This window comes from Novosphingobium sp., from assembly GCF_049240505.1.
Classification (GTDB): Bacteria; Pseudomonadota; Alphaproteobacteria; order Sphingomonadales; family Sphingomonadaceae; genus Novosphingobium.
On the sequence record NZ_JBMLSM010000138.1, the window covers coordinates 1 to 9,399 of the forward strand.

Here is a 9,399-nt window from a genome sequence, read left to right on the forward strand (position 1 = left end):
GATCAGACCACCACGCGCGCAGTTGACGATGCGCACGCCCTTCTTGGTCTTGGCGAGGTTTTCGCGGCTGAGGATGTTGCGGGTCTGATCGGTCAGCGGGGTGTGCAGGGTGATGAAATCAGCCTTGGCCAGCAGCGTTTCCAGATCGGCCTTTTCCACGCCCATTTCGATGGCGCGTTCGGGCGTCAGGAACGGATCGAAAGCGACGACCTTCATCTTGAGACCGAGAGCGCGCGACGCGACGATGGAACCGATGTTGCCAGCGCCGATCAGGCCCAGCGTCTTGCCGGTGACTTCCACGCCCATGAAGCCGTTCTTGGGCCACAGGCCAGCCTGCGTCTGCGCATTGGCTTCGGGGATCTGGCGCGCGAGGGCGAAGATCATGGCGATGGCGTGTTCGGCGGTGGTGATCGAGTTGCCGAACGGGGTGTTCATCACCACCACGCCCTGCGCCGATGCGGCCGGGATATCGACGTTGTCGACCCCGATGCCAGCGCGGCCAATGACCTTGAGGTTGGTTGCGGCGGCGAGGATTTCCTTGGTCACGCGGGTCGACGAACGGATGGCGAGGCCATCGTATTCACCGATACGGGCGATCAGCTGTTCCGGGGTTTCGCCGGTGATCACGTCCACGTCGCAGCCCATCTCGGTGAAGATGCGGGCGGCGTTGGGGTCCATCTTGTCGGAAATGAGGACTTTGGGCTTGGTCATGTTTCGATCCAATCCGTGCACCCCCGCGAAGGCGGGGGCCTTAGTGTTGTTACGCGAAGGTGGTTGCGTGCCGAGGGAGGCCCCCGCCTTCGCGGGGGCGCAGTCTCGGAAAATCAGGCCGCGGCCAGTTCGGCCTTGGTCGCTTCGTAGGCCCAGTCGAGCCACGGTCCGAGGTCGGCAATGTCCTCGGCGTTGACGGTCGCGCCGCACCAGATGCGCAGGCCTGCGGGGGCATCGCGGTAACCGGCGATGTCGTAGGCTGCGCCCTGTTTTTCGAGGAGGGCGGCAAACTTCTTGATGAAGTCTGCATCCGCGCCTTCGACCGACAGGCAGACCGAGGTCTTCGACCGGGTCGCTTCGTCAGCGGCGAGGTGCGAGAGCCACGAACGCTCTTCGACGATCTTGTTGAGCGCGGCGGCACTGGCATCGCTGCGCGCCTGCAGACCCTTCAACCCGCCAAGGCCCTTTGCCCATTCCAGCGCGAAGATGGCGTCTTCGACGGCCAGCATCGACGGGGTGTTGATGGTTTCGCCCTTGAACACGCCTTCGGTCAGCTTGCCCTTGGAAACAAGGCGGAACACCTTGGGCAGCGGCCATGCAGGCGTGTAGGTTTCAAGCCGTTCGACCGCGCGGGGGCCAAGGATCAACACGCCGTGGCCGCCTTCGCCGCCCAGAACCTTCTGCCACGAGAAGGTTGCGACGTCGATCTTCGACCAGTCGATATCGTAGGCGAAGACGGCCGAGGTGGCGTCTGCGAACGAAAGACCTTCACGGTCTGCCGGGATGAAATCGGCGTTGGGGACGCGGACGCCCGACGTGGTGCCGTTCCAGGTGAACAGCACGTCGTTCGACCAGTCGATCGCGTTCAGATCGGGGATCTGGCCATAGTCTGCGCGCAGGATCGTGGGATCGAGCTTGAGCTGCTTGGCCGCATCGGTGACCCAACCTTCACCGAACGATTCCCAGGCCAGCGTGGTGACGGGGCGAGCGCCGAGCATCGTCCACATCGCCATTTCGAAAGCGCCGGTATCAGACCCCGGAACGATACCGATGCGGTGCGTGTCGGGCAGTTGCAGCACTTCGCGCATCAGGTCGATGCTGTACTGAAGGCGCGTCTTGCCAATCTTGGCGCGGTGTGACCGGCCCAGCGATTCGGTAGCGAGTTTGTCGGGGGAATATCCGGGCGGCTTTGCGCAGGGACCGGATGAGAAGAAAGGGCGCGCAGGCTTGCGAGCCGGAATCGTAGCAGACATGTAGTCTCTCCTTACAGAGAGCACGCGCGGCGTTGGGACCGCGTGGCCCGCCGGCCGCTCTAATGTTGCTCATCAGAATGTCAAATGATGTTTGGAGCTATTTCGCCAACGTATCGGCCAGCATCGCCGTTGTCCTCGGCCCGGACCAGTCATGCGCACCGATCATCCGCCACACTTCCTTGCCGTCCTTGTCGTAGAGCACGGTCGTTGGCAGCATTCCGGTTTCGTAGAAGAAGCCGAGGTTGTTTTCGGGATCGAGCCACGGTTCGAGTTGGGCAAACTTCCTTTCGGCATAGAACGGCGCGACCTTGGCCGCGCCATCGATATCCTGCGAGACGGTGAGGACGCGCAAGTGCCCCGCGTTGTCTGCCGCCAGTTTATCCAGCATCGGCATTTCCAGCACGCACGGGCCGCACCATGTGGCCCAGAGATTCACCAGAACCGGCGTGCCTTTGAGGTCGGTCAGCTTCAGCGTCTTGCCCGAAGGATCGGTCACGCTGAAATCAGGCATGGCCTTTCCGCGATTGGCAATGTCGAGCGTGCCGTTGAATTCTCCCTTCGCGGCGCTTTCCGATGGCGTAGCGGCGGTCTGCGGTTGCGAGTCGGGCGCGGCTTGCCTATCGCACCCGGCGACGGCGAGTGCCGGGACCAGCAGAAGCAACTTGAGCGACATTGAGGACGGGCGGACGGACATGAGCGACAATTCAGGCTCCAACCAGATGTGGGGCGGGCGCTTCGCAGGCGGTCCCTCCGCAATCATGCGCGAAATCAACGCCTCGATTCCCTTCGACAAGGCCTTGTGGCGGCAGGACATCGCCGCGTCAAAGGCCCATGTGGACATGCTGGGGGCGCAAGGCATCGTTTCGGCAGAGGATGCGGCGCTGATTGCTGGCGGTCTCGATCAGGTCGCCGCCGAGTATGAAGCCAATGGCGTTCCCGAGAACTGGGATCTCGAAGACATTCACATGACCACCGAAAGCCGCCTTGCCGAACTGATCGGCGCGGCGGCAGGGCGTCTGCACACCGCGCGCAGTCGCAACGATCAGGTGGCGACCGACTTCCGCCTGTGGGTGCGCGATGCGATGGATCAGGCAGAGCATGGCCTGAAGCAGTTGCAGGTGGTGCTGGTCAGCCGCGCAGGCGAGCATTCGGGCAGCATCATGCCGGGCTTCACGCATTTGCAGACCGCGCAACCGGTGACGCTGGGCCACCACCTGATGGCCTATTACGAAATGATCGGGCGTGACCGTTCGCGGTTTGCCGATGCGCGGGTGCGCATGAACCGGAGCCCGCTGGGCGCGGCGGCGCTGGCCGGCACCGGCTTTCCCATCGACCGCTTCCGCACTGCGGAGGCGCTGGGATTTGATCGGCCGACCGACAACAGCCTCGATTCGGTGTCGGACCGTGACTTTGCGCTCGATTACCTGATGGCCGCCGCGCAGTGCTCGCTGCACCTTTCGCGGCTGGCCGAGGAGTTCATCATCTGGGCGAGCCAGCCTTTCGGTTTCGTCACGCTGCCCGACAGTCTTTCGACCGGCAGCAGCATCATGCCGCAGAAGAAGAACCCCGATGCCGCCGAACTCGTGCGCGGGCATTCGGGGCGGATCGTGGGCTGCCTGACCGCACTGATGATCACGATGAAGGGTCTGCCGCTGGCCTATTCAAAGGACATGCAGGACGACAAGCCGCCGGTGTTCGAAGCCGCCAGCCTGCTCGCCCTGTCCATTGCCGCAATGACCGGGATGGTGGCCGAGGCGAAATTCCGCACCGACCGGATGCGCGCTGCGGCAGAGCTTGGCTATGCCACGGCGACCGATCTGGCCGACTGGCTGGTGCGGCAGGCCAACATTCCGTTCCGCGAAGCGCACCACATCACCGGCAGCGCGGTCAAGCTGGCCGAATCGCGCGGCATTGCGCTCGACCAGCTTTCGATAGAAGACTTTACGGCCATCGACGCGCGCATCGACGATCGCGTCTATGCCGCGCTTTCGGTGGAAGCGAGCGTGGCCGCACGATGCAGTCATGGCGGAACCGCGCCGGACGAGGTAAGGAAGCGCGTGGCCGAAGCGCGCGTGGCGCTGGGGCTGGAGGAATCGGCTTGAGCGTATTGCGCACATCCCTGGCCGTTACGCTGGCCGCGCTTGCCCTTGGGGCCTGCGGCAATCGGGCGGAGCTGAAGCTGGCGCCCGATCAGACGCCACCGCCGATCCCCTATGGCCGCGAGGTGCAGCCGGGCGCTGATGACCTGCTCAAACCTCCCGCGCAGGCAGTCCCTGCGCGCAATGTCGAGCCGCGTCGCCGCTCGCAGGATCGTGAAGACGATCCTTTCGATCTGCCTCCTGAGATTTGAGTTTTCGCAATGGACCATTTTGAACTGAACAACGGCGTCTTGCACGCCGAAAACGTGCCCCTGCCGGTGATTGCGGCTGAAGTCGGCACGCCCGTCTATGTCTATTCTCGCGCCACGCTGACGCGCCATGCTCGCGTGTTCCGCGATGCTCTGGGCATTCTGCGCAACGCGAAGATCGCTTTTGCGGTGAAGTCCAACCCGAACCTGTCGGTGCTGAAAGTGTTGGCCGCAGAGGGCTATGGCGCGGACGTGGTTTCGGGCGGCGAGATGGAGCGCGCGCTGGCCGCTGGCATGGCGCCCGATGGCATCGTGTTTTCCGGCGTCGGCAAGACCGCTGCCGAAATGCGCCGAGGGATCGAGGCTGGGATCGGGCAGTTCAACCTCGAAAGCGAGGAAGAAGGGCTGGAACTGGCCGAAATCGCCGCGTCGATGGGCAAGGTGGCCTCTGCCGCGCTGCGCGTGAACCCCGATGTGGACGCCGGAACGCATGGCAAGATTTCCACCGGCAAGGCGGAGAACAAGTTTGGCGTGCCGTTTGACCGGGCAGCCGCGATCTATGGCCGTTTGGCTGGCACGGCGGGGCTGAACATGCGGGGTCTGACGCTGCATATCGGCAGCCAGCTTTCGAAGCTGGAGCCGCTGGAAGCCGCCTTCACCAAGGTTGGCGGGCTGATGGAAGAAATCCGTGCGGCGGGCCATACCGTCACGCACATGGACCTCGGCGGCGGGATAGGCGTGCCCTACAAGGCGGGCGAAGTGTTCCCGCAGCCAGAAGAGTATGCCGCAATGGTCGCGCGCGTGACCGGCAACTGGGGCGTGACGCTGATGTTCGAACCGGGCCGCGTGATCACCGGCAACACCGGCGTGCTGGTGACGGAAGTAATCCGCGTGAAGGAAGGCGCGAGCCATCCGTGGGTCGTGGTCGATGCCGCGATGAACGATCTGGCGCGCCCTGCGCTTTATGATGCGTGGCACGATTTCGTGGCCGTGGAGCCGAAGGGCGAAACTGTGGTCGCCAACATCGTCGGCCCGATCTGCGAAAGCTCGGACACCTTCGCGATGGCGCGCTCCATCGACAAGGTGGAGCGCGGCGATCTGGCGGTGTTTCGCACCGCTGGCGCTTATGGCGCGACGATGGCCAACACCTATAATTCGCGGCCCCTGGTGCCCGAAGTGATGGTGGATGGTGACAAGTGGGCCGTTGTGGCAGACCGCATCGATCCCGCGACGATACTTGCGGCAGAACGCGTGCCGGCCTTCCTCAAGTAAGCCATGCAGTCGCTCCCCCTCTTCCACCGCATCGCGGGGCAACCAGTGATCCTGCTGGGCGAGGGGGATGCCGCTGCGGCCAAGCAGCGCCTGATCGAGCGTGCGGGAGGGGTAATCTACCGCGACATCAGTGCCGGGATCGATGACGGCGCGCGGCTGGCCTTCATCGCGCACGACAATCCCGCGATGGCCGAGGGCGATGCGATCCGGCTGCGCTGCGCGGGGCTGCTGGTCAACGTGGTCGACCGGCCAGAGCTATGCGATTTCACCACGCCTTCGATTTTGGACCGTGACCCGGTGCTGATCGCGGTGGGCACGGGCGGGGCCTCGGCGGGGCTGGCCAAGATCCTGCGCCTGCGGCTGGAGCGGTTGTTGCCGCAAGGGCTGGGTGCCTTGGCGCGAGCTTTGGAAGAAGCGCGCGACGGGATGCGGGCGCGGTGGTCCTCGGTGGCCGACCGCAGGCGCGCGCTGGATGCGGCGCTGGATGAAGGGGGCGAACTTGACCTGTTCCGCGCCGGGAGCGAGGCCAAAGTCGGCGCGTGGTTGGCCGAGGGCGCGGAAGGGCGGTCTGGGCGGTTCGAGATCACGCTGACCTCGAACGATCCTGAAGACCTGACTTTGCGCGCGGCGCGGCTGCTCGGGCAAGCAGATGTGGTGGTGCATGACGCTGACGTAGCGCCGGAAATCCTGTCGCGCGCGCGGGCAGATGCGGTGCGGGTGTCCGCCAACTCGGTGGAACCTGAAGGCGGCATCGTGGTGGTGCTGCGGTCAGCCTAGTTCAAATCCTCCCGATTTTCACCGCAGGTGCAAATGGGGAGGGGGACCGCCAGCGAAGCTGGTGGTGGAGGGGTTGCTGCCCCTCCGTCATCGGCTACGCCGCCGACACCTCCCCATTTGTGCTTCGCAAAAACGGGGAGGATTTTATCGTTCACCCCTTCATCGCCGCCTGCAATTGCCCAATAATCACCTGGCTCTGCTCTGCACCTGATTGCGGGGCGAAGTCTCCCGTGCGGTCGCTGATCGTGTCCCACTTGGCGGCGAAGCCTTCGACCGTGCGTTCGCCGGTGGCGAGGAGGACGCCCTTGTTCATGGTTACCCACGCACCGTGGTAGGCGCCGCCGCCTGCGCCGACGATGGCGTTGGTGGGGGCGTCTTCCGAGACGAGGAAGAGCGCGGCAGGGACGACGTTTTCGGGGCCGAACAGCTTGAAGGCTTCTTCGGGGAAGATATCCTCGGTCATGCGCGTGGCGGCGACGGGGGCCAGCGTGTTGACCTTGATGTTGTTCTTCGCGCCTTCAAGGTAGAGCGTCTTGGTGAGACCTGCGAGGCCGAGCTTGGCCGCGCCATAGTTGGCCTGGCCGAAGTTGCCGAACAGTCCGGTGGACGATGCGGTCATCAGGATGCGGCCATAGTTCTGTTCGCGCATCAGATCCCAGCAGGCCTTGGTGGCGAAGGCCGAGCCGATCAGGTGGACGCGCACGACCATTTCGAAGTCCGCCGGGTCCATCTTGGTGAAGCTCTTGTCGCGCAGGATGCCAGCGTTGTTGATCAGCACGTGGACGCCGCCCCAGCGCTCCTTGGCGCGGGCAACCATCTCGACCATCTGTTCGTATTCGCTGACCGAGCCACCGTTCGACATCGCTTCGCCGCCTGCAGCCTCGATTTCCTCGACCACTTTGAGCGCGGCGTCAGAATGGCCAGTGCCATCGCGTGATCCGCCCAGGTCGTTGACCACCACTTTCGCGCCACGCTTTGCCAGTTCGAGCGCGTAGGCACGACCCAGCCCGCCACCTGCGCCAGTGACGATCGCGACGCGGCCTTCGAACGAAATGCTCATGTAGATGTCTCCGTGCCCCGCTAATCGGGCGATTAACATGCGTGTCAGCGATGCCACGACACGGGCCACAAGGCAACCATACGGCAACGTCGCACGGGCCGTGATAAATTGGCAAAACGAGCGTCAACAAAATGTAACACAACAGACATATTTGGCCGCAATCCGACGAATCGGAGCCAAGGAACAGCCATGACGCCTGCGACCCGTATCTCGACCATTGCTCTTGTCTGTGCGGCCGGTTGGGCCGTTCCGGCACAAGCTGCGCCCGAATCTGACCTGATAGCGATGCAGGCGCAGCTTCAGCAGATGCAAAGCCAAATGCAGGCCATGCAGGCCCAGATGCAGCAGGCGCAGACCCAGATCGCCACCTTGCAGGACCAACTTGCGCAAGCACAAGCCAAGGCCGATGCGACCGCCAGCGCCGTGGCAGCCATTCCGGCGCAGACAGTGAGCGCCAAGCCACCGGTGGCAATCGGCTGGGATGGCGGGCCGAAGATCGAAACGGCGGTTGATCCGAAGAATCCCGCCGCAGGCAAGTGGAGCTTCAAGCCGCGTGGCCGGTTGCAGATCGATACCGCATCGGTTTCCGCCCCGTCTGCCATCGGCAGCAAAAGCCTTGGCCTGGCAACCGAATTCCGCCGCGCCTATTTCGGCTTCGATGGCACCATTCCGGGGAACTTCGGCTATCGCATCGAGGCGGATATCGCCAACAGTAGCATCGATCCGACCGACATCTACCTGAACTATACCGGCATCAAGAACCTGACGCTGACGATTGGCCAGCACAAGCCGTTCGAATCGATGGAAGATACCGAATCCGACCTGTTCACCAGCTTCATGGAGCGCGCATCATTCAACACCGCCTTCGGGTTCGAGCGGCGGCTGGGGCTTTCGGCGCAGTATCAGAAGGGCATGGTGCTGGCGCAGGTCGGCGTCTTCTCTGACAACGTAACCGACCTGAACGCCGATACCGACAACAGCTATTCCATCGATGGCCGCTTTGCCCTGCAGCCCAAGCTGCTGGGCGGTCAGGCGCATATCGGTGGATCGGCGCACTATCACGATCTGAACGATGGGGCGGCCACGGTTCGGTATCGTGCGCGGCCGTTTACGCACACCACCGATCTGCGCTTTGTCGATACGAAGGCGATCAGTGCAATTTCCGAAACCAACTATGGGCTGGAACTTGGCTGGACGGGTGGCCCGCTGCACTTCACGGCGGAATCACAGTGGATGAAGGTCAACCGTCCCGGCGCGATTGCCGATCCCACGTTCAATGGCGGCTATGTGGAAGCGGGGCTTTTCCTGACGAAGGGCGATACGCTGCCCTACAAGGCGAGTGAAGGGACCTGGACCCGGATCAAGCCGAAGAACGGTATCGACAAGGGCGGGCTGGGCGCGCTGCAAGTCAACGTGCGCTACGACTGGCTGGATCTCAACGACAACGGAATCATCGGCGGGCGGCAGCAACTGGCCGGTGCCTCGTTGCTATGGGTGCCGACCGATTACGTGCGCTTCATTCTCGACTATGGCCACCTGTGGCTGAAGAACGCTGCCGTGGCGGCCGGCACGGACACCAGCTATGGCGCCGATGTCGTAGGGATGCGCGCGCAGTTCGATTTCTGACGCGCAGCACCTTGCGTCCCCTGCGCAGGCGGGGGACTCAGTCGGTTTATGCCAATCTTCCGTAACAACACTGAGGCCCCCGCCTGCGCGGGGGCGCAAGGTGTGTGTGCGGATTGGGTTTTATGCGATGCGCTTTACCCAGCCGTGGGTGTCGGGAATCTCGCCGCGCTGAATGCCCACCAGCTTCTGGCGCAGCTTCTGCGTCAACTGGCCGGGGCCACCGGAACCTATGGTGAATTCACCGCTGTGGCTGGCGACCTTGCCCACCGGGGTGACGACCGCTGCGGTGCCGCAGGCGAAAGTCTCGAGCAGCTTGCCGCTTTCCGCATCGGCCTGCCACTGGTCGATCGAAT

The 9,399-nt window shown here is 63.6% G+C and carries 9 protein-coding genes and 1 pseudogene; 5 read left to right on the forward strand and 5 right to left on the reverse strand.

Annotated elements, in window-relative coordinates; translation table 11 throughout:
* The 3 genes from ACOVQ0_RS11560 to ACOVQ0_RS11570 form a co-directional block, all read right to left on the reverse strand.
* Positions 1–711: hydroxyacid dehydrogenase (locus ACOVQ0_RS11560; RefSeq protein WP_421884535.1), on the reverse strand; the 711-nt coding region annotated here is incomplete at its 3' end.
* A gap of 113 nt (positions 712–824) precedes the next feature.
* Positions 825–1,964 carry a phosphoserine transaminase gene (locus ACOVQ0_RS11565; protein ID WP_421884538.1) on the reverse strand — a complete coding sequence of 380 codons (1,140 nt, stop codon included), beginning with the start codon at positions 1,962–1,964 and terminating at the stop codon, positions 825–827.
* A gap of 97 nt (positions 1,965–2,061) precedes the next feature.
* On the reverse strand, positions 2,062–2,637 hold the full coding sequence (locus tag ACOVQ0_RS11570) for a TlpA family protein disulfide reductase (RefSeq protein ID WP_421884541.1): 576 nt from the start codon (positions 2,635–2,637) through the stop codon (positions 2,062–2,064).
* Positions 2,638–2,656: 19 nt separating this feature from the next.
* Between ACOVQ0_RS11570 and argH the strand changes: the two genes are divergently transcribed.
* The 4 genes from argH to ACOVQ0_RS11590 are packed head-to-tail and all read left to right on the forward strand — an operon-like array spanning position 2,657 to position 6,360.
* Positions 2,657–4,066 carry an argininosuccinate lyase gene (gene argH, locus ACOVQ0_RS11575; protein ID WP_421884543.1) on the forward strand — a complete coding sequence of 470 codons (1,410 nt, stop codon included), beginning with the start codon at positions 2,657–2,659 and terminating at the stop codon, positions 4,064–4,066.
* A complete protein-coding gene (locus ACOVQ0_RS11580; RefSeq protein ID WP_421884546.1) occupies positions 4,063–4,314 on the forward strand; it encodes a hypothetical protein in 252 nt (83 codons plus the stop codon). The genes argH and ACOVQ0_RS11580 overlap by 4 nt, the downstream gene beginning before the upstream one ends.
* Before the next feature lie 9 nt (positions 4,315–4,323).
* Positions 4,324–5,583, forward strand: a complete 1,260-nt coding sequence (gene lysA / locus ACOVQ0_RS11585; RefSeq protein WP_421884549.1) for a diaminopimelate decarboxylase — start codon at positions 4,324–4,326, stop codon at positions 5,581–5,583.
* Between the two features lie 3 nt (positions 5,584–5,586).
* Positions 5,587–6,360, forward strand: a complete 774-nt coding sequence (locus tag ACOVQ0_RS11590; RefSeq protein ID WP_421884553.1) for an NAD(P)-dependent oxidoreductase — start codon at positions 5,587–5,589, stop codon at positions 6,358–6,360.
* Positions 6,361–6,511: 151 nt separating this feature from the next.
* Here the strand turns inward: ACOVQ0_RS11590 and ACOVQ0_RS11595 are convergent, their stop codons facing one another.
* Entirely contained in the window at positions 6,512–7,420 is a 909-nt protein-coding gene (locus ACOVQ0_RS11595) for an SDR family NAD(P)-dependent oxidoreductase (RefSeq protein ID WP_421884557.1), read from the reverse strand.
* 189 nt (positions 7,421–7,609) lie between these two features.
* Between ACOVQ0_RS11595 and ACOVQ0_RS11600 the strand changes: the two genes are divergently transcribed.
* Positions 7,610–9,046, forward strand: coding sequence for an OprO/OprP family phosphate-selective porin (locus ACOVQ0_RS11600; protein ID WP_421884560.1), 1,437 nt, complete (start codon positions 7,610–7,612; stop codon positions 9,044–9,046).
* Between the two features lie 120 nt (positions 9,047–9,166).
* Here the strand turns inward: ACOVQ0_RS11600 and ACOVQ0_RS11605 are convergent.
* Positions 9,167–9,399, reverse strand: a pseudogene (locus ACOVQ0_RS11605) (branched chain amino acid aminotransferase); the annotation flags it as partial.

Bases quoted from the DNA above. Each gene is read 5' to 3' on its own strand.
- ACOVQ0_RS11565 (WP_421884538.1), bottom strand. From the start codon at position 1,964: ATGTCTGCTACGATTCCGGCTCGCAAGCCTGCGCGCCCTTTCTTCTCA.
- ACOVQ0_RS11570 (WP_421884541.1), bottom strand. From the start codon at position 2,637: ATGTCGCTCAAGTTGCTTCTGCTGGTCCCGGCACTCGCCGTCGCCGGG.
- argH (WP_421884543.1), top strand. From the start codon at position 2,657: ATGAGCGACAATTCAGGCTCCAACCAGATGTGGGGCGGGCGCTTCGCA.
- lysA (WP_421884549.1), top strand. From the start codon at position 4,324: ATGGACCATTTTGAACTGAACAACGGCGTCTTGCACGCCGAAAACGTG.
- ACOVQ0_RS11590 (WP_421884553.1), top strand. From the start codon at position 5,587: ATGCAGTCGCTCCCCCTCTTCCACCGCATCGCGGGGCAACCAGTGATC.
- ACOVQ0_RS11595 (WP_421884557.1), bottom strand. From the start codon at position 7,420: ATGAGCATTTCGTTCGAAGGCCGCGTCGCGATCGTCACTGGCGCAGGT.
- ACOVQ0_RS11600 (WP_421884560.1), top strand. From the start codon at position 7,610: ATGACGCCTGCGACCCGTATCTCGACCATTGCTCTTGTCTGTGCGGCC.